Here is a 24,003-nt window from a genome sequence, read left to right on the forward strand (position 1 = left end):
TATATAGTTTCAAGTGTCTGTTGAAAAAGATAGATACACAGCTTGGTAAGAATAGCTGCGGGGGTACACCTGGTCCCATACCGAACCCAGAAGTTAAGCTCGTAAACGCTGAAAGTACTTGGAGGGAAGCCTCCCGGGAGGATAGGTACTTGCCAAGCTTTTTAATTAAAAGTAAATAGTTTATATATGCTTAGTGAAAATAGCTATGGAGGTACACCTGGTCCCATACCGAACCCAGAAGTTAAGCCCATAAACGCTGAAAGTACTTGGAGGGAAGCTTTCTGGGAGGATAGGAATTTGCTAAGCTTTTTTAATTGTTATATATAAAAAATATAGTAACTATTATTAAGTAATATGATTTTTAATAAAATAAGTAAAAAGTTAATAAATTTAATCAAAAAATGAAAAAAAGAGTTCCATTTTGTTGGAATTCTTTTATTTTTTGAAAACTGTTTTTCATTCTTTAAATATGATATGAAGAATGATATTAATGAAGTCATTTGAATTCTTTAAACATTAAAAATATGTATCATTTATTAGTAAAAAAACTATTTAGTTTTGATAGTTTCTATGTTATTATAATATAAATAGAATTAAAATCTTACACAATTAAATGAGGAGGGGTCAAAAAATGATATGTAAAGATAATATTGGGTTTAAAGAACTAAAAAGTTATATATCAACATTTGAGGATAAAAAAAGTGCTCTTATTATAGTTCTACACAAAGCTCAAGAAATTTTTGGATATATTCCAACTGAAGTCCAGGAATTCATAGCTGAGAAATTGGAAATTCCAGTAGCAAAAGTATATGGGGTAGTAAGTTTTTATAACTTCTTTTCTATGGAGCCAAAGGGAAAATATCAAATATCTGTATGTACAGGTACAGCATGCTATGTTAGAGGAGCAGGGAAAGTTCTAGAGAATCTTGAAAAAGAACTTGATATAGGAGTAGGAGGAGTTACTAAAGATGGACTTTTCTCTCTTGATTGTTTAAGATGTGTGGGAGCATGTGGATTAGCTCCAGTAGTTATTGTTGGTAAGGAAGTTCATGGAAAGGTAAAACCAACTGATATAAAAAAATTAATTGAAACTTATATGGAAAAGGAAAGACAAGAGAACGCTTAAATTTGGGGAAATACAAGTAATTATTCAGGAGGGACTAATGAACTGCAATAAGAAAATTTTGATATGTGGCGGAACAGGTTGCTTATCATCTAAAAGCGATGAGATAAAGATAAACTTAGAAAAATATATAGCTGAGTATAATGTGAAAGATGTAGAAGTGGTTCTTACAGGATGTTTTGGTTTTTGTGAAAAAGGACCAATAGTAAAAATAATACCTGAAAATACATTCTATATAGAAGTAAAACCAGAAGATGCAGAAGAAATAATCAAGATAGATATAATAGATGGGGAAAAAATAGAAAGATTACTTTATGTAGATCCTAAAACTGAAGAACGTATTCATGACTCTAAAGATATGGAATTCTATCAAAAACAAGAAAGAAGAGCTCTTAAAAATTGTGGAGTTATTGACCCTGAAAATATAGATGATTTCTTGAAAAATGATGGATATAAGGGAATAGAAAAAGTTTTAAAGACTATGAGTAATAGGGATGTAATAAAGGAGATATTTGCTTCTGGACTTAGAGGAAGAGGAGGAGGAGGATTCCTTACTGGTATCAAATGGGAGATTGCCTCTAATATAAAAGATGAACAAAAATATATTGTATGTAATGCTGATGAGGGAGACCCAGGAGCATTTATGGATAGATCTATACTGGAAGGAGATCCTCATTCAGTAATAGAAGGAATGATGATAGCTGGATATGCTATTGGAGCTACAGAAGGTCTAGTATATATCAGAGCTGAGTATCCTTTAGCTATTCATAGATTATCAGTTGCTATAGAATCTGCAAGAAAAAAAGGATTTTTAGGAAAAAATATATTAGGAAGCGATTTTGAGTTTGATATTGAATTAAAATTTGGAGCAGGAGCCTTTGTATGTGGAGAAGAAACTGCTCTTATTCATTCAATGGAAGGAAGAAGAGGGGAGCCCACTTCTAAGCCCCCATATCCAGCAGAAAAAGGATTTTGGGATAAACCTACAGTAGTAAATAATGTTGAAACTTTGGTAAATGTACCAGGAATACTTTTACATGGAAAAGAGTGGTTCAGAGAAGTGGGAACTGAAAAATCTCCAGGAACAAAAGTATTTGCTTTAGCAGGAAAAATTAATAATGTGGGACTTGTTGAGGTTCCTATGGGAATAACTTTAAGAGAAATAATATTTGAAATTGGTGGAGGAATCAAAGATAATAAAAAATTTAAGGCAGTACAGACAGGAGGGCCATCTGGAGGATGTCTGACTGAAAAAGACCTTGATACTCCAATAGATTTTGATACTTTAAGTAAAAAAGGTTCTATCATGGGATCTGGAGGAATGGTAGTAATGGATGAAGATGACTGTATGGTTGCCATTGCAAAATTCTTCCTGGAATTTACTCTTGATGAATCTTGTGGGAAATGTACACCTTGCAGAGTGGGAAATACAAGACTTTATGAAATGCTTGATAAAATAACTCAAGGAAGAGGGACATTGGAAGATCTTCATCTTTTACAAGAGTTATCTGAAGGAATAAAAGCAACTTCTCTATGTGGATTGGGGCAAACATCTGCTAATCCTGTTCTTTCTACATTAGCTCAATTTTATGATGAATATGTTGAGCATGTAGTGGATAAGAGATGTGCTGCTGGAGCATGTCAAAAACTTATTACATATTCTATTACAGATAAATGTATTGGATGTACAGCTTGTGCAAGAGTATGTCCAATAGATGCTATTACAGGTACTGTAAAACACAGACATGAAATAAATAATGAAATCTGTATAAAATGTGGAGCTTGCTATGAGACTTGTAAATTCGGTGCAATTGTAAAACTATAATATTTCTGATGAGGTGAACGAATAAAATGAGAATGATAAGACTTAAGATAGATGGAAAAATAGTACTGGCACCAGAAGGGACAACTATACTGAATGCAGCATTAAAAGCTGGTATACATATTCCGCACTTGTGCTATATGCAAATGGATGATATTGGATATAAAAATAACTGTGCATCATGCAGAGTTTGTGTAGTAGAAGTAAAAGGAATGAACAGGCTTCTTCCTTCTTGTACAACTCCAATAGTTGAAGGAATGGAAGTAGTAACTAACTCTCTTCAAGTAATGCAGAAAAGAAGAATGGTAGTAGAACTTATGCTTTCAGATCATCCAAAAGATTGCTTAATATGCGGAAAAAATGGAGAATGTGAACTTCAGAAACTTGCTATCTCTTTTGGACTGAGAGAAATGAGATTTGAAGGAAAGGAAGCAATTCATGATAAACAGCATTCGATTTCTATAACTAGAGATATCACAAAATGTATCATGTGCAGAAGATGTGAAACTATGTGTGGAGATATTCAAACTTGTGGAATTCTTACAGGAATAGATAGAGGATTCAATGTTGTAGTTAATACAGCTTTTAATAGAAATCTTATTGAAACTGACTGTACTTTCTGTGGGCAGTGTGTAGCTGTATGCCCAGTTGGAGCATTGTATGAAACTGATAATAGTTTTAAATTATCTCGTGACCTTATAAATCCTAATAAAAAAGTTATAGTGCAAGTTGCTCCAGCTGTAAGAGTAGCCATTGGGGAACTTTTTGGAATACCTGCTGGAACAGACTCAACTGGAAAAATGGTTACAGCCCTTAAAAAATTAGGGTTTGATGGAGTATTTGATACAAATTTTGCAGCAGATATAACTATAATGGAAGAAGCTACAGAATTAAAACATAGATTAGATGATTATTTAGCTGGAAATAAAGATATAAAACTTCCATTATTTACTTCTTGCTGTCCATCATGGGTAAGATTTGTAGAGCTTAATTTCCCAGAAATGTTAGATAATCTTTCAACTACAAGATCACCACAACAGATATTTGGGTCTTTAGCAAAGCATGTATGGGCTGAAAAAATGGGAATAGATAAAAAAGATCTTGTATGTGTATCTATAATGCCTTGTATTTCTAAGAAATATGAAGCATCTAGAGAAGAATTTACAGTTGAGCAAAACCCAGATGTAGATTATTCATTAACTACAAGAGAGCTTGGAAGAATTTTAAAACAATATAATATAGACTTTAATTCACTTCAAGAAAGCGAATTTGATTCACCTATGGGGAAATCTACAGGAGCAGCAGATATTTTTGGTAGAACTGGAGGAGTTATGGAAGCTGCTTCAAGAACATTGTATGAATGGGCTACTGGAACTAAACTGGAAGATGTAGATTTTGTTCCTATGAGAGGGTTTGAAGAATTAAGAGTAGCAGAAGTAAAAGTTGGAGGTGAAACTCTTAGACTTGCTGTAGTTCATGGATTAGGAGCTGCCAGAAAAGTTGTAGAAAAAATAAAATCTGGAGAAGAAAATTTTCATGCTGTAGAAGTGATGGCATGTAAAGGTGGATGTGTAGGTGGAGGAGGACAACCGTACCACCATGGAAACTTTGATATTGTAAAAACAAGAGCAGCAGCTATTCAAAATATAGATTATCACAAAGAAATAAGAACATCTCATAATAATAGATATGTTATAGATCTTTATAGAGAATCATTAGGAAAACCTTATGGAGTTATGACACATAAACTTTTCCATACTCACTATATAGATAGAAAAAATAAATAACAAATAAAAGCAGGATTGATACTGATCCTGCTTTTTGTATATTTAATATTCACCATTTTGTTCCAGATACTTTTCCATTTTCATAAGACGTTTTTTATTTTCTACTATGTTCTTTCTGCTCACTAGAGCAACAATTGTTTCTATGTTCATTAGAGAACTGGTATATGAATTATAAAAACTAAAATTTTCTACACTATTAATTATAACCTTATCTACTTTCTGTGCTATTGGGGAGGTATAAAAGTCAGTAAAAGAAATTATTTTAGCTCCAGTATCTCTTGCCATTTGAACAGCAAACTTTGTATTCTGTGAATAGCGATTGAAAGAGATAGCAATAACCACATCACTTTTATTGAGATCAATAAGTCTGTCAACAATAGGCCCATTATCATTTAAAACAAAAACATTAGGTCTTATACAGGAAAGCATTATTCCAAATGTAGAAGCAAGACCTGCACAGGCACGGTATCCTACAATAAATACTCTTTTAGCTTTTGAAATGATATCAGCAGTTTCTATAAATTTTTTATCCTCTTTAGTGGAGATATCAGCAGTAATATTTTTTAGTACATTCTGTCTAAATGCTTTAATTAATTCAACTTCAGAAAGCTTATCATATTGTTCTATTTTTTCATAAGGAATTTCCCTTACATCAAAAGATGGTTCTTGATCAGCAATCTCCATTTGCAAGGCTTTTTTAAATGCTGAAAAGTTTTCAAATCCGATTTTTTTTGATAATCTGACTACAGATGAAGGGCTTACATTAAGAATTTCAGCTATTTCATTGGAAGTAAGAAAACAGGTTGTTTTTTTATTGCGAAGTATATAATCTAATATTATTTTATCTTTATTAGTAAGATCAGATTTATATGAAGAATTTTCAATAGTAGTTTTCATAAGATTGCTCCTGTAAGAATTATTATGATAATATTTTAGTTTGCTCTGAGAATAATGTCAATAATAATTTATTGACAAAAAAAATGTATAGTGTTAAAATGATTTTAAAAAATCAAAATAAAATTAATAATGATTTCATAAAATCTTAGAAAGGCAATAAATATGAAAAAGATGACAGAGGGGAATGTAACAAAAAATATTTTTTTCTTTGCAATACCTATATTTTTAGGGAATATTTTTCAACAGATGTATAATGCTGCAGATGCTGTAATAGTAGGGAAATTCAGTGGAAAAGAGGCATTAGCAGCAGTGGGAACAGCTGGACCTATAATGAATATATTGATATTTTTTGTAATTGGTTTTTCATTGGGATCAGCTATACTTATGGCTGAATTTTATGGTTCTGGAGATATGGAAAAATTAAAGAGAGAAATAGCAACAACAATAAAAGCAGGCATAATATTTATTTTTCTTCTTTCTATTATTGCATTATTTGGTACAAAATATATACTGATTTTAATGAAGACTCCACCAGAAATAATGAGAATGGCAGAAGATTATTTACAGATAATAATAATAGGACTGGAATTTTCTTTTTTATATAATATATTATCTGCTGAAATGAGAGCTGTTGGAGATTCAAAAACACCTTTAGTTATATTGATAATATCAGTAATTTTAAATATTGGATTAGATATATATTTTATAAAAGAATTAAAGCTAGGAGTAAAGGGTGCTGCTTATGCAACTGTTATATCTCAAATAGCAGCAGTAATTATTTCAATTTTAAATATTTACTATAAAATGCCTGTTCTTAGATTAAAGGTAAAAGAATTTACAATAGACTTAATTTTGTTGAAAAAAACAATGTCATATAGCTTATCTTATGCAGTTCAGCAAACTATAATTTTCACAGGAGCTGTATTTGTACAAGGAGCAGTAAATCCTTTAGGAATAGACTCAATAGCAGCTTTTAATTCTGGATGCAGAATAGATGGATTTATACTTACTCCAGGAGATAGTATGGGAGCAGCTCTTACTACATTTATTTCTCAGAATAGAGGAGCTGGAAAAAATGAAAGGATATTTCAAGGTTTTAAAAGGGCTTTAACTATGTCATTATTATATTGTGTAATAACAGCAATATTTATATTTATTTTTTCAGAATCAATTATGAAAATTTTTATTGATTCAAGTGAGATAGAAACAATATTTTTAGGAAAAATGTATTTAAGGACAATAGTCTTTTTTTATATACTTACAGCAATTTGTAATACATTGCAGGGATTTTTCAGAGGATTGGGAAGAATGGATGTAACTTTAGTGGCAACACTTATTCAAATTCCTATTAGAATAATCCTATCGTATATACTTACAAAATATATAGGAATATCAGGAGTCGCTGTAGGAATGGGAATAGGGTGGATATTTATGGCAATATATGAAGCATATTTATATATGGGATACAGTAACAAAAGGAGAGAAATAAATGGAATACATATTTGAAAAGAAAGAGGATTGCTGCGGATGCAGTGCCTGCTATAATGTTTGCCCCAAAGAAGCAATAAAAATGACAGCTGATAGAGAGGAATTTTTGTATCCTAAAATCAATCAATCTCTTTGTATAGATTGCCAATTGTGTAAAAAAATCTGTCCTGTTATAAATGAAAAGGAACTTAAAAATAAAGTTGAAGGAGATTTCTATTTGGCAATACACAAAAGTAATGATGTTCTTAAAAATTCAACTTCTGGAGGAGCTTTTACAGCTGTTTCAGATATTTTTTTAAAAGAGAATGGGATAATATGCGGAGTTGATTTTGATGATAATTTTTGTGTTGTACATAAAATGGCAGAAACAAGTGAAGAAAGAGATAGATTTAGATTCTCTAAATATGTACAAAGTGAATTGGGAGATATTTTTATCCAAATAAAGAAAGAATTAATAGCTGGAAGAAAAATTTTATTTTCTGGAACTCCATGTCAATGTGCAGGACTTAAAGCCTATGTAGGCAATACATCCTTAAAGAAAAACTTATATATTTGTGACCTAATATGTCATAGTGTGCCAAGTCCATTTATTTGGGAAGAATTTAAAAAAATATTAGAAAAAGAAAATGGCGGAATACTTGATGAAGTACATTTTAGAACTAAAAAACTAGATTGGAGCAGAAGTAACAGCAATAAATCTTTTCTTTTTTCTACAACTGAAATGAATGATGTTCAAGGAGATGAAAGATTCTATAAAATGTTTTTTGGTCTGCTTTCAATAAGTCGTCCATCTTGTTCAGCATGCAGATTTACTGATACTCATAGAGTTTCAGATATAACAATTGCTGATTATTTTGGAATAGAAGAATTTTCTCCTGAAAAATATGATAAGAGAGGACTTTCATTGGTTATTGTCAATAATGAAAAGGGAGAAGATATTCTTAATAAAATGAAAACTGATATGGAAATGGAAAAAAGAAAAAGTTCAGAGTCTGTAAAACATCAGCAGAGATTAAGTTGTCCAATATCTTATCCTGAAAATAGAGAAGAATTTTGGGACAATGTTATTGAAGTTGGATTGGAAGAAACAATGAAAAAATATAAGATATTTAAGTAAGTAGAAAAAAATGGGCTGTTGCAAATTAGTGATTTACGAACTAATTTATGCAGCCTCTTTTATTTTTTTCATAGTTGTATAATATTAGAAATTTGAAAATTTTTTAGTATTTTATACCTTTTTGGTAATTGAGTTATTTTAAATTTCCAGAGCTCTGTTTATTATTTTTTATTATTAATTATATACATATAATCTTCAATGGTATCTATGTCTTTAAATTCTTTTTCAGAAGAAAATTTAACAAGATTAATGATTGGAGTTTTTTTAATAACACTTTTTCCACCGATATCTCCTTCTAGTTTTAGTAATTCTTCTTTTTTATCTTCTGGAAAAAATACAGGAGAAAATCTTTTTTCTTCAACTACAGGAACAGTTATAAGATTAGTTTTCTGAAATTCATAATATAGATTTAAAATTGTATTTTCAGATAATAAAGGCTGATCTCCAGGAAAAAAAGCTATTCCTTCACCTGTGGAATTCTCTATTCCAAGTTTTATACTTTCACTTTGCCCAAAATCAGCAAAAGAATTATAATAATAATTAAAATTATATTTATAAGCAAGTTCTTCAATCCATTTTTCTCTTCCACAAATGATAACTTTATTGAAAGGAATATGAAGAATTTTTTGTAATGTTGATTCTAAAAGGGGGATTCCATTGTATGATAGAGAGAGTTTATTTTTTCCCATTCTTTTAGAAAATCCAGAGGCCATAATTACAGCATCTAATTTTTTTAAAGGATATATATCTTTTTCTTTAAGGCTTCCCATAAATACTCTTGGAGAAAAAGCATTTTCATATAATTTATAGACTGTTTTTAGAGTTGTATGAAATTTATTAAGATACTTTTCTTCATCAATTCCATTAAAAAAAAGATATTTTTTTGAATTTATACTGGAATTTTTAAAATAATCAGCTGATAAGATATATTTCTGTAAAAAATCAGAAGTAATTTTTTTATTTATATCATCAGGAAATTTTTCTTTTAGAAGTTCAAATCTGTGAATATTTTTTTCAGAGATATTTAAATCAAGTATATCCATATTGATTACTCCAATTATTTTTGTAGAAAAATCAGGAATACAAGGTTCATAATTATTCCATTCCTTTAATAATTTATTTTTTGCTCCATCACCTTCAATTAAAATAAAATCATAATTTTTTTTAATACTTTTTATTTCTTCATAAGATAAAGAATGAAGTTTTTTATTTTCAACTTTACTTCCAGCTATAGTTATATTTTTATTTTTTCCGGAAAAAATCTTATTTCCTATAATAAGAGTTTCATATTTTTCTTCAGAAGGGAAATAAATTTTTGTAGTAGTAGTTATAAGAACTTTTCCAAATTTTGAAAGTTTCTCTGCAAGAAAATATAAAAGAGAAGTTTTACCCCCAGCACCTGTTATAGTTATTACATCATTTTTTATAATATTAAAATAATTAAAAGTCATAACTTCCTCCATTTTATTTAACTTTATACAGTATTGTATATGAAATTTTTTTTCCAGTCTATAAAAATTTTAAAAAATGTATTGACATAAATTGAAAAAAGTTATAATATACTTCTAACAAATGAATCAACCATCAAGAGAGACTGAGGGACTGGCCCTATGATGTTTCAGCAACCTGCCATTATGGTGTGGTGCTAATTCCAGACAGATGGATAGACTAATAAAATTAGTGTAATTTATCTCTATTCCTTGATGGCAGTAGAGATTTTTTTTTACTTAAATATAGATATGGAGGAGCACAGGAATGATCAAAATAGAAAAAATAAACAAAATATATTCTAATGGCTTTCATGCAGTAAAAGATGTAAGCCTTGAAGTAAAAAAAGGAGATATATTTGGAATAATAGGTCTTAGTGGGGCAGGAAAATCTTCTCTTATAAGGCTTTTAAACAGATTAGAAGAACCTACAAGTGGTAGTATAGTAATAGATGGAATAGATATAACAAAACTTTCTAAGAATGATCTTTTAGAAAGAAGAAAAAAAATAGGAATGATATTTCAGCATTTTAATCTTTTAGCTTCAAGGACAGTTGGAGAGAATGTATCATTTGCATTAGAAATAGCTGGATGGAATAAGGATAAAATAAAAGATAGAGTAAAAGAGCTGTTAGAGGTAGTAGAGCTTTCAGATAAAATGAATTCATATCCAAGTCAATTAAGTGGAGGGCAAAAGCAGAGAGTGGCAATAGCCAGAGCATTAGCAAATAATCCAGATATACTTTTATCAGATGAAGCAACTTCAGCTCTTGACCCTAAAACTACAAATTCGATACTGGAGCTTATAAAAAATATTCAGCAGAAATTTGGTCTTACAGTAGTTATGATAACTCATCAGATGGAAGTTATCAGGGATATCTGTAATAGAGTAGCAGTTATGTCAGATGGAGAAATAGTTGAAACAGGAGGTGTACATCATATTTTCTCTAATCCAAAGGAAGAAATAACAAAAGAACTTATTTCTTATCTTCCTAGTACAGAGGAAAGAGGAATAGAGATAATGAAAACTAAGGGAAAATATATAGTAAAACTTAAATTCTTAGGAACTATAGCAGAAGAACCAATAATTTCACAAGCATTAAGAAAATTTGATATAGATTTCAGTATAATTGGAGGCTCAATAGACCATCTTTCTACAATGAAAGTAGGACATCTATTTATTGAATTATCAGGAGATATAAAGCAGCAACAGGAAGCAATAGAATGGTTCAATGAATCAGGAGTTATAGTGGAGGTAGTTTATAATGGTATTTAGTATGATTTTAGATTCAACATTGGAGACATTATATATGGTATTTTTTTCAACTTTATTTTCATTGATAATGGGATTCCCAATAGGAATATTATTAGTGATAACTAAAGAAGGAAATATTTTAGAAAAACCGAAGTTAAACAAAGTTCTTGAAATGATAATTAATACTTTAAGATCATTTCCTTTCATTATTTTAATGATTTGTCTGTTTCCACTTTCAAGAATAATAGTAGGGACAACAATAGGAAGTACAGCAGCAATAGTTCCTTTATCAATATCAGCAGCACCATTTGTTGCCAGAATGATAGAGGGAGCATTGAATGAAGTTGACAGAGGACTTATAGAAGCTAGTTCAAGTTTGGGAGCAAGTAATTCCACAATAATATTAAAGGTGATGATTCCTGAAACTATGCCACATATAATACATGGAATAACAGTAACTGTAATAAGCCTGATAGGTTTTTCAGCAATGGCAGGAACTATTGGTGCAGGTGGACTTGGAGACCTTGCAATAAGATTTGGATATCAGAGATTTAAAACAGATATAATGATATACTCAGTAATTGTTATAATCCTTCTAGTACAGATATTACAATCATTTGGTAACTATCTTGTATATAGAGCTAAGAGAAACCGATAAATAAAATTAAATTATAAAAGGAGTGAATATTTATGAAAAAATCATTGAAAACATTATTAGCAGCAGCATTTGTATTGGTAGGAACAACAATATTAGCAGGAGAATTAAAAGTTGGAGCTACACCTGTACCTCATGCAGAGCTTTTAAATCTTGTAAAAGATGATCTAAAAGCTGAAGGAGTAGAACTTAAAGTCATTGAATTTACAGATTATGTAACTCCCAACTTAGCGTTGGCAGAAGGGGAAATAGATGCTAATTTCTTTCAGCATTACCCTTATCTTGAAAAGTTTATAACTGAAAGAGGATTAAAACTTGCTTCAGCAGCAAAAATTCATGTTGAACCTCTTGGAGTTTTTTCTAAAAAATATGATTCAATAGAAGCATTACCAGATAAAGCAACAATAGCTATACCAAGTGATCCTTCAAATGGAGGAAGAGCACTTATTCTTTTACACAATAATGGAATAATTACTTTAAATGATTCATCGAATCTATATGTTACTGAATTTGATATAGTTAAAAACCCTAAAAAATTAAAATTTAAACCAATTGAAGCAGCACAGCTTCCTAGAGTTCTTCCTGATGTAGATGCAGCAGTAATTAATGGAAATTATGCTTTAGAAGCTGGATTTTCTCCAGTTGAGGATTCTCTTTTATTAGAAGGAAAAGAATCTCCCTATGCAAATATTATAGCTGTAAAAGCAGAAGATGAAAATAAAGAGGATATAGTGAAACTTATAAAAGCACTTCAAAGTGAAAAAGTTAGTACTTATATTTTAAATAATTATAAAGGTGGAGTAGTACCCACATTCTAATAAAAATACATAATTGATAAGGGGAGCTGAAAGATGAAAAAAATATTTATACTTTTTATATTATTGACAACACTATGTTTTGGAAAAACATTAAAAATAGGAACTACTTCTTATCCAGGAGCAGAGATTATGGAGCTCATAAAAGATGACTTGAAAGCAGAAGGAATAGAGCTGCAAATAGTGGAGATGAATGATTATGTAACACCAAATATAGCACTAGCAGAAGGAGATATTGACTTAAATTCTTTTCAGCATCTTCCATATTTAGAGCAATTTAAAAAAGATAGAAATCTTAATCTTGTTTCAGCAGGAGCAACATATATAGCACCTTTAGGATTGTATTCTAAAAAATATAAATCACTAGAAGAACTTCCAGATAAAGCAACGATAGCTATACCAAATGATCCAACAAATAGTGGAAGAGCTCTTCTTCTTTTTCATAGAATAGGACTGATAAAACTTAAAGACCCTACAGACCTTCAGGCTACTGCATTTGATATTGTAGAAAATCCAAAGAAAATAAAATTTAAGCAATTAGAGGCAGCACAACTTCCCAGAGTAATAGATGATGTGGATGCAGCTATTATTAATGGTGGATATGCACTTAATGCAGGGTTTTATCCTACTAAGGATAGTATTCTTCTTGAGGATAAAGATTCTCCATATATAAATATTATAGCTGTGAGAGCAGGAGATGAAAATAGAGAAGATATAAAAACTTTTATAAAATATTTTCAAAGTGAAAAAGTAAGAAATTATATTAATGATACTTTTAAAGGTGGATTTGTACCTGTATTTTAGTAAAAAAGATAAATACCTTTCTGTTATGAAATATTTTCTCATTCAGAAAGGTATTTTTTATAAAAAATTATGATATACTATATGGAAATAATCTGGTCTTTTTTATATTTTTAATTTTTTAGGGGGGAAAATGAAAAAAACAGTATTACTTGTAGTGGATGTTCAGACAGCTTTGATTTTATATGGCATGCATGATGCTGAGAGAGTAACAGATAATATTAATTATCTTATTAAAGTATGTAGATCAAAAGGGATAGAAGTCATCTTTGTAAGACATGACAGTGGAAAAGGAAGTGATCTTGAATATGGAACTCCTGGGTGGGAAATTTATAGTAAACTTCAGCCTGCTGAAAATGAAAAAATATTTGAAAAAATTTATAACAGTGCTTTAAGAAAAACAGGTTTAAAAGAATATCTTGAAAGTGAGAATATTGAAAGAATTATATTGACTGGAATGCAGACAGAATATTGTATAGATACTACTTGTAAGGCAGCTTTTGAATATGGATATGAGCTGATTATTCCCAAAGATACAGTGACTACTTGTGATAATGGAAAGTTTAGTGCTATGGATTTGAATGATTTTTACATGAATAATATTTGGAAGAATCGTTTTGCACAGATAATTGATATTAAAGATATAGAGTTTTAATTGAAAAAGATACTAGCTATTACAGCCAGTATCTTTATTTTTAGTCTTTTTTCCAACGTTTTAAGTGAGGGAAAAACTCTTTCATCATTTGTCTTGCTTTTTCTTCAGTGATTTCAGGATGTGCTTCAGTCATATGAGGAACACAGAATTCAACCATTTCATTCATAGTTATTTCATCTTTGAACTTTCCATTTTCGAAACAATAACTGCAGTAATCATTATTTTTTTTACCATCTGTATTAGTTCCATAAAGTTCATCAGTATTTCCCATAGGCATTCCACAACTTTGGCAATATTTTTCATTCATTTTAATCCCTCCTGTATATTTTAGATATCTCATTGTAACACTTGAAACTTGACAACAGCATGTCAGGTTATTTTTTATAAATTGCTTTTATTTTTTCTATTTCACTTAAAAGAGTTGTTTTAATTTCTTCAGGTTCTAAAATCTCTACTTCTGAACCAAAAGAAAGAATAAAACTATATATCCATTTATCATATGGAAAAGAGGTAGTTACTATATAATTTCCTTCTTTTGTTTTTTTTATTTCTTCTGGAAGAAAATTATCATAAATCCTATAACCTAAATGAGATGGAAATTTTAATTTTACTTCTATTAAAAATGGACAATTTTCTGTTTTTATTTCTAGTGGAGGAGGTAAAGGGAGTTCACTAATATCAAATATCTCTGAACTTACTTTTAAAGATGACAGTCGGCTGATTTTAAATATTCTATAGTCTTTTTTATCTAAGCAAAATCCTTGTATATACCATGATGAAGATTTGAAAAAAAGTTTTACAGGACAAATTTTTCTTATTGCAGCTTCCCCATAAGAGTTGATATAGTTAAAAGAAATTATAGTATGGCCAATAATAGAATTTTTGATGAGAATATATTTTTGGTTATCTTGTTCATTGTTTCCCCATCTGGAAAAATCTATTTCTATCCAGTTGAGATAATTTTTTTTAAAGAGTCCAGACAGTTTAGATATAAGCTTTGAATTATCATCATTATTTAACAATGGGATACTCTGCAGAGCTGTTATTATTTTTTCCTGTTCCTCATCAGTGAGAGCAGAATTGTTTAAAATGTAGCTTTTTTCTATGAATATTCCACCACCACTTCCTTGAGAAGTATATATAGGAATACCTGCAGAACAGAGAACATCTATATCTCGATAGATAGTTCGTACAGATACTTCAAAATGCGAGGATAGTTCTTTAGCAGTTACATGTTTTTTATTAATTAATATATAGAGTATTTCAAATAATCTGTTAATCTGCATATCATACCTCTTTTTTTCTATATTCATTGAAAAAAGCAAAATATTCCCTTAACATGTAATTAGGAAAGACTATTGCTGGAGTTTTTGCATAAACAGTTTTTAAAGGAAAATTTAATTTTTGAGATATTAATTTGACTCTATACATATGAAAACTGTTAGACATAACTCCAATATCTCCAGTTATACCTTTTTCTTTGATTATTTTATCAGAAAATTTTAGATTTTCATATGTTGAAGTAGATTTATCTTCTTTGATGATATTTTTTAAAGGAACTCCTTTTTTAGAGAGATATATGTTCATAGCTTCTGCTTCAGATATCCACTCATCTTTTCCTTGACCTCCAGAAACAATAAAGATTGTATCTGGATTTTTTTTATGATATTCTACAGCTTTATCTAATCTATACTTTAATACTTCTGATGGAATATCTCCTTTTAGTCCAGCACCAAGAACAATGAGGTATTTTACTTTAGGGTCTTTATTTTTATTGACTAATATGTCTTTTAGAATTATTCCTTCAATAAGGATAAAAGTAAGAATAAAAAAACAGTATCCAAGTTTACAGATTTTTTTTAAAAATTTAAAAAAACTGCTTTTTTCAGATCTAATGCTTATATTTCTATATATTATTAAAGAAGTATAGAGTAAAAAAAGAAATCTGAATCCAAAAGATGATTTGACTATAATGCTGCATATAAAAAGAAAAGTAAGTATGAGGAAATCTATTTTTTTCATTTTGTACCCCTTTATATTTTTGATATATTCTATCATGGAAATACAAAATAAAACAAGAGGAATCCCTTGAAAGTTCTAAACTTTCAGAGATTCCTCAGAATTATAGAAGTATATTTTTATAGTCTGAATAATAAATCATAATAAGTAGGTATAGGCCAGACAGATTTTTCTATCAATAGCTCAAGTGCATCAACAATAGTTCTCATACGAGTAAGTACAGGGATAAGTTCATTGTTATAATAACATGCTCTCTCATATTCATCAGGGATAGCAACAGCAGTTTTTAATCCCTCATTTAATTCAGTGATAGTATCTTTAAGTTGGTTTTTATATCCTATTACTTTAATTAAGTGTTCTTTGTCATATTGAATGAATTGTTCTTCACCAAGAGCTTCTCTTACACTGTTTATCATTTGAGAAATATTAGTTATATATCTTGAAATACATGGATATATTTCATTTCTTGCCATTCTTATAGCAGTAGAGATTTCTATATTTGTCTGTTTATTATATCTTTCACTATAAACTTTGAATCTTGAATAAAGTTCATTTCTAGATAAAACTTCATTTCTTTCGAAAAGAGCAATAGTTTCTTCTCTTATAAATACAGGGATCCCTTCTATAGTATTTTTTAAATTTGAAAGTCCAAGCTCCTCTGCTCTTTCAATCCAAGAACTTTCATATCCATTTCCATTGAATATAATTTTTTTATGCTTAGGATATCTGTCTTTAATAAGTTTTATTATATATTTATTTATATGTTTTGTAGGGTCAGTCTTTTCAAGATAGTCAGCATATTCTTTCAAGATATCTGCAACAATAGTATTTATCATAAATACTGGTGTAGAAGCAGAAGCACTCGATCCAGGCATTCTAAATTCAAATTTATTTCCTGTAAATGCAAATGGAGAAGTCCTGTTTCTGTCTGAAAGATCTTTTGCAATTTTAGGGATGTGAACTCCTATATCAAGAGTACCTCCATCAGCAGATTCATTAAATTCAGTATTACCTATATTTTCTAAAAGCTCTTGTAATTGTTCTCCAAGAAATATTGAAATTACAGCAGGTGGAGCTTCATGACCTCCAAGTCTGTGGTCATTTCCAGGAGTGGCAGTACATGCCCTAAGAATATCAGCATATCTGTCTATACCTTCAACTACAGCCATTGTATAAAGAAGGAATTGTAAATTATCTTTTGATAAATTATCAGGATTGAAAAGATTTATTCCTGTATCAGTTGCAAGTGACCAGTTACAATGTTTTCCAGAGCCATTCACCCCTTGAAAAGGTTTTTCATGAAGAAGAGCAGCTAGATGATGTCTGTTTGCTACTTTTTTAATAATATCCATAGTGAGATGATTTTGGTCTACAGCTACATTAGCAGAAGTAAACATAAGAGCAAGTTCAAATTGATTAGGAGCAACTTCGTTATGTTTAGTTTTTGCCATAACTCCAACTTTCCAAAGTTCAGCATCAAGTTCAGCCATGAAACATCCTACTCTTTCTTTAATAGTTCCATAGTAGTGATCATTCATTTCTTGACCTTTTGGAGGAAGATTACCAAAAAGAGTTCTTCCAGCAAGAGCAAGGTCCAGACGTTTATCCCAGAATTCTTTTTCAACTAGAAAGTATTCTTGCTCAGCACCTAATGTCACATCAATATGTTCAGTTTTATCATCTCCCAGGAGTCTCTGAATTCTTAAAGCCTGAGCTTCAATAGATTTGATGGATTTTAAAAGAGGTACTTTTTTATCAAGAGCCTCACCATTGTATCCAACAAAAGCAGTAGGAATATATAATGATTTAGATAAACCTTCCCCTTTTAAGAACATAGGAGAACTTGTATCCCAAGCAGTATATCCACGTGCTTCAAAAGTAGATCTAAGTCCACCATTTGGGAATGAAGAAGTATCAGCTTCTCCCTTTATAAGGTCTTTTCCAGAAAATTGTGACATGATAGATCCATCAGAAGTGATAGAGATGAATGATTCGTGCTTTTCAGCAGTCAGTTCAGTAAGTGGTTGGAACCAGTGAGTGAAGTGAGTGGCACCTTTTTCAGTAGCCCAGCTTTTTACAGCACTGGCGATGATATCTGCTACTTCTAAAGACATTTCTGCCTCACCAAGTTGAACAGATTTAAACTTCTTGAATATAGAACTAGGAACTCTGCTCTTTAATTCAAGCTCGGAAAAATAATGGATACCAAATACTTCTAGCATAGTGTTCATTTTTATAACGCCTCCCCTTTAAAAAAGATAAAAATATTTTCTATAAACATGTTTTTGTTACATAATTATATATGTTGTATATATAGAATCAAATTTATATGGAGTATAAAATTTATTGTATTAATTTTTATTTTATGATTGTAGCACAAGTGAATATGATAATCAATAAAATTTTTAAAAATTTTTTTTTAAAAAAGTAAATAAATTGAAAAATGAATTAAAATGAGATATAATTTAATATAGTCCACTAAAGATATAATAAGGGGTGGTATAAAGTGGAAATTTTAAAGGGAACTTTTGCTTTTGAAGGAATTGTAATAGGAAGAGTATTTTTAGATAAGAAAGAATTGTCTAATAATGGAATAACTGCACTTTTAGATGAAAGAGAAATAAATACAGAAATTGAGAAATTCAGAGATGGCTTAGAAATGGCAAAGGAATCTTTAGAACGTTTAAAAACAAGTCTTGCCGGAAAAATAGGAGAAAAAGATCTAGAAATAATAACAGCACATCTTATGATTCTTGATGATCCTGTATATACTTCTGACATTGAGAATGATATACAGAAAAATAGAACAAAGGCAGAAGATTCTATTAAAATGGTTACAGATAAATATATTTCTTTATTCAATAAATTAGAAAATCCTATATATAGACAAAAAGTATTGGATATAAAAGATGTAGAAAAGAGAATAATCAGAAATTTAAACTCAAGAAAAAATGAATGGGTTGATTTAAATGGAAAAATACTTATAACAGAAGAGATATTTCCAACTGAATTATTAAACATGTATCATGAAAATATAAAATTAAAAGGGATAATCATGGAATATGGAGGAGAAACTTCTCATCTTGCGATTTTAGCAAAAGCTTTGGAGATACCTACTTTGATGGGAATAAAAAATATTTTCAGTTATGATTGGAAAAAAGATGTAATTTTAGATACTACTGAACAGAATTCTTATGTTATAATAGAACCAGATGAAAAAATTTTAGAAGAATATAAGAGTAAAATAGAAAAATTTAATCATAAAAAAGAAGAAATGGAAAAAGCTGCTTTTCTTCCAGCTGTAACTTTAGATGGCATAGAAGTTTCATTGAATCTTAATATTAGTGGTAAAACCACAAAAGAAGAAATAGAAGCTGTTACACCAGATGGAATAGGCTTGTTGAGAACAGAGCTTCTTTATATGAAAAATACTGCCTTTCCTGACGAAGAAGAACAACTTACTTCATATAATGATATAATTAAAAATTTTGATGAAAAAAGTTCTATTATTATAAGAACATTGGATATAGGAGCAGATAAACAACTTCCATATTTTCAAATGAAAACTGAGATGAATTCATTTTTAGGTTTGAGAGGGATAAGATTTTCCCTAAGTGAAAAAAATATATTTAAAATACAGTTGAGAGCAATACTTAGAGCAGCATATAATAAGAATGTAAAACTTATGTATCCAATGATAACTAATGTAAATGAAATAAGGGAAGCAAATATGCTTTTGGAAGAGGTAAAAATAGAATTAAGAGGGGAAGGTAAAAATTTTAAAGAAGATATAGAAGTAGGAATAATGATAGAAGTACCTTCTGCAGTAATGATGGCAGATATTTTTGCTCAAGAAGTAGATTTTTTCAGTATAGGAACAAATGATTTAACACAATATATATTAGCTGCTGATCGTTTATCTGAAACTGTTTCAGAGATGTATGATAGTTATAATCCAGCTGTATTACGAGCTATATCTCAAATAAAAGAAGCTGCTGATAAATATGGGAAACCAGTATCAATTTGTGGAGAAATGGCAGGACAACAGAAGGCTATAGTAGCATTTTTAAGTATGGGGATTACAAATTTAAGTATGGTAGGTGGTTCAATACTTCCAGCTAGGGCTCTAATAAGAAATCTTGATTATAGGTTACTGAAACCTTTAAGAACTAAAATTTTACAATGTCATGATTCAAATGAAGTAAAAGAGATTTTAAAAAAATATATATAGAACAAGATAAGGAAAGTGATATTTTTATGAAAAGCAGAAAAGTTCAAATAAAAAATAAAGCAGGACTCCATGCAAGACCATCATCACTGTTTGTACAATTAGTAACAGGGTATGATTCTGATATAACAGTTAAATGTGATGAAGAAGAAATAAATGGAAAAAGTATAATGGGACTTATGCTTTTAGCTGCTGAACAAGGAAGGACATTGGAATTAATTGCTGATGGTCCAGATGAAGATGAAATGCTGGATGCATTGGTAAATCTAATAGAAGTTAAAAAATTTAATGAGGAATAAAATGGAAATAATAAGAGCTAAACATATGGGATTCTGCTTTGGAGTATCAGGAGCTATTGAAACATGTTATAATGTATTAAAAGAACCTGAGAACCTAGGGAAAAAAATATATATACTTGGAATGCTTGTTCACAATGAATATGTAGTAAAAAAACTTGAAAAAGAGGGTTTTGAAACAATAGAGGAAAAAGATATTTTAGAGAAAAAGGACATACTAAAAAGTGGTGATATAGTTATAATCAGAGCTCATGGAACATCTGAAAAAGTGTATAATATATTAAAAGAAAAAAATATAAAAATATATGATGCAACTTGTATTTTTGTAACTCAGATAAGAGAAACTCTCATAGAAATGGAAACTAAAGGATATGAGATTTTATTTGTAGGGGATAAAGAACATCCAGAAGTAAAAGGAATAATTTCTTTTGGAAAAAATATTAAGGTTTTTAAAAATCTTGAAGAAATTATAAATACAGAAATAGAGAGAGATAAAAAATATTGCCTTTTGACACAAACAACTTTAAATAAAAAAATTTTAGAAAAAATAAAAAGTTTCTTGGAAAATAACTATTCAAATGTTAAGATATCAGATAAGGTGTGTGGAGCAACACAAGTAAGACAACAAGCAGTAGAAGAATTAGCGAAGGATGTGGATATATTATTAGTCATTGGTGGTAAAAACAGCTCTAATACTAAAAAACTTTATGATATATCAAAATCAATAAATGAATCCACTTATTTAGTACAAGATGAAAGCGAAATAGAAAAAGAGTGGTTCAGAAGCTGTGAAAAGATAGGTATCACAGCTGGAGCATCAACACCAGAAGAAATAGTAATTAATATAGAAAATAAAATAAGGGGGATCTTTAATGTCTAATAACGAATATTACGAAGAATTTGAAGCTCTGTTGAATGAGTATTTACCAACAGAGGAAAAATCAAAAGTAAGGGTAACGGGAGTATTGTCTCAAGTAGATAGAAATTTTGCTTACTTAGATGTACCTGGACAACCAACAAGTGTAAGAGTGAGAAGTGAAGAACTAGCAAACTATAATATAGGAGATGAAGTAGAAGTACTTCTTATTGGAGAAACTGATGAGGGAGAATTCATAATCGGTTCTAGAAAAAGAATAGATATGGAAGATAACTGGAAAAAATTAGAAGAGGCTTTTGAAAATAAAGAAACTGTAACTGGAAAAATAGTAAAAAGAGTAAAGGGTGGATATATGGTCGAAGCTATGTTCCACCAAGGATTCCTTCCTAATTCTTTATCTGAAATTTCTATGAAAGATGGAGATAAAGTAGTTGGAGAAGATATTACAGTGATGATAAAAGATATCAAACCAGATAAAGATAAAAAAGGTAAAAAAATAACTTTCTCTAAAAAAGATATTACTCTTCAAAAAGAAGAAAAAGAATTTGCTGAATTAAAAGTAGGAGATGTAGTAGAAGCTGAGGTAGCAGATGTATTAGATTTTGGACTTTCTTTAAGATTAAAACATCTAAGAGGATTTGTTCATATTTCTGAAGTATCTTGGAAAAAACTGGATAAACTTAGTGAGAAATATAAAAAAGGAGATAAAGTAGAAGCTAAAATAATCTCTTTAGAACCTGAAAAGAAAAATGTTAAATTATCTATAAAAGTCCTTACAAGAAATCCTTGGGAAGTAGCAGCAGAGCAATATGCAGTGGATAATGTAGTAGAAGGCAAAGTGACAAAAATACTTCCATATGGAGTATTTGTAGAAATAGCTGATGGAGTAGAAGGACTTGTACATATGTCAGATTTTACATGGAATAAAAAGAGAGTAAGTTTAAATGAATTTGTTCAATTAGGTGATATTGTAAAAGTTAAAATAATTGAATTCCAACCATCTGAAAGAAAATTAAAACTTGGAATAAAGCAATTAAGTGCAAATCCTTGGGACAGTGCAGCTGAAAGATATGCAATTGGAACTGAGTTAAAAGGAAAAGTTCTTGAAGTAAAACCTTTCGGAATTTTTGCTGAAGTAGAACCAGGAGTAGATGTATTTATTCATCAGTCTGATTTTAATTGGCAAGGAGAAGAAAATAAAAAATTTAATATTGGAGATATAGTAGAATTCAAGGTTATTGAACTTAATACTGAAGATAATAAAATTAAAGGAAGCATTAAAGCTTTAAGAAAAAGTCCTTGGGAAGTAGCTCTTGAAACTTATAAAATAGGAGAAACTGTAGAAAAAGAAATAAAAAATATTATGGACTTTGGATTATTTATTAATCTAAGCAAAGGAATAGATGGATTTATTCCTGCTCAAATGGCTTCTAAAGATTTTGTAAAAAATCTTAAAGATAAATTTACAGTAGGGCAAACAGTGAAAGCTCAAATAGTTGAGATAGATAAAGAAAAACAAAGAATTAAATTATCTATTAAAAAGATAGAAATTGAAGAAGAAAGAAGAGAGAATCAAGAACTTCTTTCTAAATATGGAACTTCAGGAGAAGAAAACTAAAATATAAAAAACAGTTTGAGGAATCAAACTGTTTTTTATATTAATAATTACAATCTATGTTAAAAAATAAAATGAAATTTTAATTTTTATAAAAAAGATTTAAGTATGTTGAGTTTTTTTATTAATTGAAATTTTAAGTAAAAATAATAAAATGCTTGTATTGACAATTTTTTATATTCATCATAAAATATTATTAGAGTATTATAAAAAAACGAAAAAAAATAAAAATATGCTTAGGAGATGACACAAAAGTAAGAATTTTGTTTTTAAATTTTTTGAGGCATCTTCTTTTTATTTTTAAATATAAAACATAAAAAAATAATGATGATTGTAATGTTTGTGGTTATAATAATTGAAAAAATATAATATTTATGATAAAATAGTTTACTAGAGAAGTAATGAAATTTTAATGAAATTTGAAGGTGAAATGTAATGACAGAATTAAATACTATGTTAATAAAATTAGCTCTTATAGTAGGTATAGGGGCAATGATTGGATGGATAACTAACTATGTAGCTATCAAGATGCTTTTCAGACCATATAAAGAAATAAATTTTGGTTTATTTAAGATACAAGGACTTATTCCCAAAAGAAAACATGAAATTGCTATAAGTATAGCAGACACAGTGCAAAAAGAACTTATTTCTTTAAAAGATGTGACAAGCTCTTTAGATGGAAAAGAACTAGAAACAAGAATGGGAGATATGATTGATAAAATTCTTGATGAAAAATTAGAAGGGGAATTAACTAAAAAATTTCCTATGCTCGCAATATTCATGAGCGAAGATATACTTAAAAAAATTAAAAATATGATAAAAACTTCCATTCTGGAAAATAAAGATACTATTATAGAAATGTTTTCTAATTATTTAGAAGAAAAAGTAAACTTTAGAGAAATAATTATAACAAATGTAGATGGATTTTCTCTTGAGAAGCTAGAAGATATAACATATTCACTTGCTAAGAAAGAATTAAAACATATAGAAGTGGTAGGAGCCATATTAGGAGGAATAATAGGGTTTTTTCAGTTTGGAGTAAGTTTGTTTATATAAGGAGAGGAAA

At 29.4% G+C, this 24,003-nt stretch carries 21 protein-coding genes, 2 rRNA genes and 1 riboswitch; of the genes, 17 read left to right on the forward strand and 6 right to left on the reverse strand.

The window, feature by feature from the left end; genetic code table 11:
• The first annotated feature begins 41 nt into the window (after positions 1-41).
• From rrf (E6771_RS10480) to E6771_RS10500, 5 genes are all read left to right on the forward strand, one after another.
• Positions 42-158 (forward strand): 5S ribosomal RNA (gene rrf, locus E6771_RS10480).
• A gap of 31 nt (positions 159-189) precedes the next feature.
• A 5S ribosomal RNA gene (gene rrf, locus E6771_RS10485) occupies positions 190-306 on the forward strand.
• Between the two features lie 325 nt (positions 307-631).
• Positions 632-1,126 (forward strand): NAD(P)H-dependent oxidoreductase subunit E, encoded by a 495-nt coding sequence (locus E6771_RS10490; protein ID WP_316091274.1) that lies wholly within the window; start codon positions 632-634, stop codon positions 1,124-1,126.
• Between the two features lie 37 nt (positions 1,127-1,163).
• Positions 1,164-2,948 (forward strand): NADH-quinone oxidoreductase subunit NuoF, encoded by a 1,785-nt coding sequence (locus tag E6771_RS10495; RefSeq protein WP_316091275.1) that lies wholly within the window; start codon positions 1,164-1,166, stop codon positions 2,946-2,948.
• Between the two features lie 26 nt (positions 2,949-2,974).
• Positions 2,975-4,732, forward strand: coding sequence for an NADH-dependent [FeFe] hydrogenase, group A6 (locus E6771_RS10500; RefSeq protein ID WP_316091276.1), 1,758 nt, complete (start codon positions 2,975-2,977; stop codon positions 4,730-4,732).
• Between the two features lie 42 nt (positions 4,733-4,774).
• On the opposite strand, the gene E6771_RS10505 is transcribed toward E6771_RS10500, so the two are convergent.
• Positions 4,775-5,629, reverse strand: a complete 855-nt coding sequence (locus E6771_RS10505) for a MurR/RpiR family transcriptional regulator (RefSeq protein WP_316091277.1) — start codon at positions 5,627-5,629, stop codon at positions 4,775-4,777.
• A 162-nt stretch (positions 5,630-5,791) separates the two neighbouring features.
• Between E6771_RS10505 and E6771_RS10510 the strand changes: the two genes are divergently transcribed.
• A complete protein-coding gene (locus E6771_RS10510; protein ID WP_316091278.1) occupies positions 5,792-7,135 on the forward strand; it encodes an MATE family efflux transporter in 1,344 nt (447 codons plus the stop codon).
• Positions 7,119-8,234 carry a Coenzyme F420 hydrogenase/dehydrogenase, beta subunit C-terminal domain gene (locus tag E6771_RS10515; protein ID WP_316091279.1) on the forward strand — a complete coding sequence of 372 codons (1,116 nt, stop codon included), beginning with the start codon at positions 7,119-7,121 and terminating at the stop codon, positions 8,232-8,234. Before E6771_RS10510 ends, E6771_RS10515 begins: the two co-directional genes overlap by 17 nt.
• A 161-nt stretch (positions 8,235-8,395) precedes the next feature.
• Here E6771_RS10515 and yqeC read toward each other — a convergent pair whose 3' ends face one another.
• On the reverse strand, positions 8,396-9,685 hold the full coding sequence (gene yqeC, locus E6771_RS10520; protein ID WP_316091280.1) for a selenium cofactor biosynthesis protein YqeC: 1,290 nt from the start codon (positions 9,683-9,685) through the stop codon (positions 8,396-8,398).
• A 127-nt stretch (positions 9,686-9,812) separates the two neighbouring features.
• Positions 9,813-9,900, forward strand: a riboswitch (SAM riboswitch).
• A gap of 89 nt (positions 9,901-9,989) precedes the next feature.
• Here yqeC and E6771_RS10525 point away from each other — a divergent pair.
• The 5 genes from E6771_RS10525 to E6771_RS10545 all read left to right on the forward strand — a co-directional run bounded on the left by E6771_RS10525 (position 9,990) and on the right by E6771_RS10545 (position 13,902).
• Positions 9,990-10,997: a methionine ABC transporter ATP-binding protein gene (locus E6771_RS10525; protein ID WP_316091281.1), complete on the forward strand. Its 1,008-nt coding sequence runs from the start codon at positions 9,990-9,992 to the stop codon at positions 10,995-10,997.
• Complete coding sequence (locus E6771_RS10530; protein ID WP_316091282.1) at positions 10,987-11,634, forward strand: methionine ABC transporter permease; 648 nt, start codon at positions 10,987-10,989, stop codon at positions 11,632-11,634. Before E6771_RS10525 ends, E6771_RS10530 begins: the two co-directional genes overlap by 11 nt.
• A gap of 32 nt (positions 11,635-11,666) precedes the next feature.
• Positions 11,667-12,449, forward strand: coding sequence for a MetQ/NlpA family ABC transporter substrate-binding protein (locus E6771_RS10535; protein WP_316091283.1), 783 nt, complete (start codon positions 11,667-11,669; stop codon positions 12,447-12,449).
• A 33-nt stretch (positions 12,450-12,482) separates the two neighbouring features.
• Entirely contained in the window at positions 12,483-13,250 is a 768-nt protein-coding gene (locus E6771_RS10540) for a MetQ/NlpA family ABC transporter substrate-binding protein (RefSeq protein WP_316091284.1), read from the forward strand.
• Positions 13,251-13,380: 130 nt separating this feature from the next.
• A complete protein-coding gene (locus tag E6771_RS10545; RefSeq protein ID WP_316091285.1) occupies positions 13,381-13,902 on the forward strand; it encodes a cysteine hydrolase family protein in 522 nt (173 codons plus the stop codon).
• 40 nt (positions 13,903-13,942) lie between these two features.
• Here the strand turns inward: E6771_RS10545 and E6771_RS10550 are convergent, their stop codons facing one another.
• The 4 genes from E6771_RS10550 to E6771_RS10565 form a co-directional block, all read right to left on the reverse strand.
• On the reverse strand, positions 13,943-14,209 hold the full coding sequence (locus tag E6771_RS10550; RefSeq protein ID WP_316091286.1) for a zinc ribbon domain-containing protein: 267 nt from the start codon (positions 14,207-14,209) through the stop codon (positions 13,943-13,945).
• A 67-nt stretch (positions 14,210-14,276) separates the two neighbouring features.
• Positions 14,277-15,188, reverse strand: a complete 912-nt coding sequence (locus tag E6771_RS10555; protein ID WP_316091287.1) for a YafY family protein — start codon at positions 15,186-15,188, stop codon at positions 14,277-14,279.
• Position 15,189: 1 nt separating this feature from the next.
• The gene (locus E6771_RS10560) at positions 15,190-15,924 is read right to left on the reverse strand and encodes an ElyC/SanA/YdcF family protein (RefSeq protein WP_316091288.1); all 735 of its coding nucleotides are present in this window, start codon (positions 15,922-15,924) and stop codon (positions 15,190-15,192) included.
• A 116-nt stretch (positions 15,925-16,040) separates the two neighbouring features.
• Positions 16,041-18,152, reverse strand: a complete 2,112-nt coding sequence (locus tag E6771_RS10565; protein ID WP_316091289.1) for a glutamine synthetase III — start codon at positions 18,150-18,152, stop codon at positions 16,041-16,043.
• A 275-nt stretch (positions 18,153-18,427) separates the two neighbouring features.
• Between E6771_RS10565 and ptsP the strand changes: the two genes are divergently transcribed.
• From ptsP to E6771_RS10590, 5 genes are all read left to right on the forward strand, one after another.
• Positions 18,428-20,152 (forward strand): phosphoenolpyruvate--protein phosphotransferase, encoded by a 1,725-nt coding sequence (gene ptsP, locus E6771_RS10570; protein WP_316091290.1) that lies wholly within the window; start codon positions 18,428-18,430, stop codon positions 20,150-20,152.
• 26 nt (positions 20,153-20,178) lie between these two features.
• On the forward strand, positions 20,179-20,448 hold the full coding sequence (locus tag E6771_RS10575) for an HPr family phosphocarrier protein (protein WP_316091292.1): 270 nt from the start codon (positions 20,179-20,181) through the stop codon (positions 20,446-20,448).
• Position 20,449: 1 nt separating this feature from the next.
• Positions 20,450-21,325 carry a 4-hydroxy-3-methylbut-2-enyl diphosphate reductase gene (gene ispH, locus E6771_RS10580; RefSeq protein ID WP_316091293.1) on the forward strand — a complete coding sequence of 292 codons (876 nt, stop codon included), beginning with the start codon at positions 20,450-20,452 and terminating at the stop codon, positions 21,323-21,325.
• Positions 21,318-22,940, forward strand: a complete 1,623-nt coding sequence (locus tag E6771_RS10585; RefSeq protein WP_316091294.1) for a 30S ribosomal protein S1 — start codon at positions 21,318-21,320, stop codon at positions 22,938-22,940. The genes ispH and E6771_RS10585 overlap by 8 nt, the downstream gene beginning before the upstream one ends.
• Before the next feature lie 432 nt (positions 22,941-23,372).
• Entirely contained in the window at positions 23,373-23,993 is a 621-nt protein-coding gene (locus E6771_RS10590) for a DUF445 domain-containing protein (RefSeq protein WP_316091295.1), read from the forward strand.
• Positions 23,994-24,003 lie beyond the last annotated feature (10 nt).

The organism is Fusobacterium sp., from assembly GCF_032477075.1.
Classification (GTDB): Bacteria; Fusobacteriota; Fusobacteriia; order Fusobacteriales; family Fusobacteriaceae; genus Fusobacterium_A.